Source organism: Pseudomonas juntendi (assembly GCF_009932375.1).
In the GTDB taxonomy this organism is placed as follows: domain Bacteria; phylum Pseudomonadota; class Gammaproteobacteria; order Pseudomonadales; family Pseudomonadaceae; genus Aquipseudomonas; species Aquipseudomonas juntendi.
Genome location: NZ_BLJG01000356.1, coordinates 1 through 440, shown reverse-complemented (window position 1 = coordinate 440; position 440 = coordinate 1). Strand labels below are relative to the sequence as shown.

The following is a 440-nucleotide window of genomic DNA, read 5'->3' as shown; positions in this document are numbered from 1 at the left end:
CAGCGCCAGCAGCGGCAACAGCCTGCTATCGGTGGTCGCGCAGCTGGCGCTGAGCCTGGGCGTGGCCTGCGCCGGCGCCCTGCTTGGCGGCTTCACCGCCGCCGGCAGTGCCGAAGGCGTTGACACCACGCTGGGCGCCTTCCAGCTGACCTTCGTCACCATCGGCGTGATGGCCATGCTGGCGGCGGCGATCTTCCTGCAGCTGGCACCGACGGACGGAAGGCGTGCCCGTCGTCCGGAACACCACATGGAGTCTTAGGGCGAATGGCCACGAGGCTGGTAGACTATGCGGCATTTTTCGCTTCGCACCGCAGGCCCGCCTCGTGACCACCGAATCCACCGCCTTTGCCACCTTGCCGCTGTCCACTGCCATGCTGGCCAACCTGGACGCCCTCGGCTATGCCGCGATGACTCCGATCCAGGCCCAGAGCCTGCCGGTC

The 440-nt window shown here is 68.2% G+C and carries 1 protein-coding gene and 1 pseudogene; both read left to right on the top strand.

The annotated features are described in order from the left end of the window. Positions 1-259: pseudogene (locus tag GYA94_RS25875) on the top strand (MFS transporter); the annotation flags it as partial. Positions 260-293: 34 nt separating this feature from the next. Then, on the top strand, positions 294-440 hold a 147-nt coding region (locus GYA94_RS28820; protein ID WP_438826253.1), incomplete at its 3' end, for a hypothetical protein.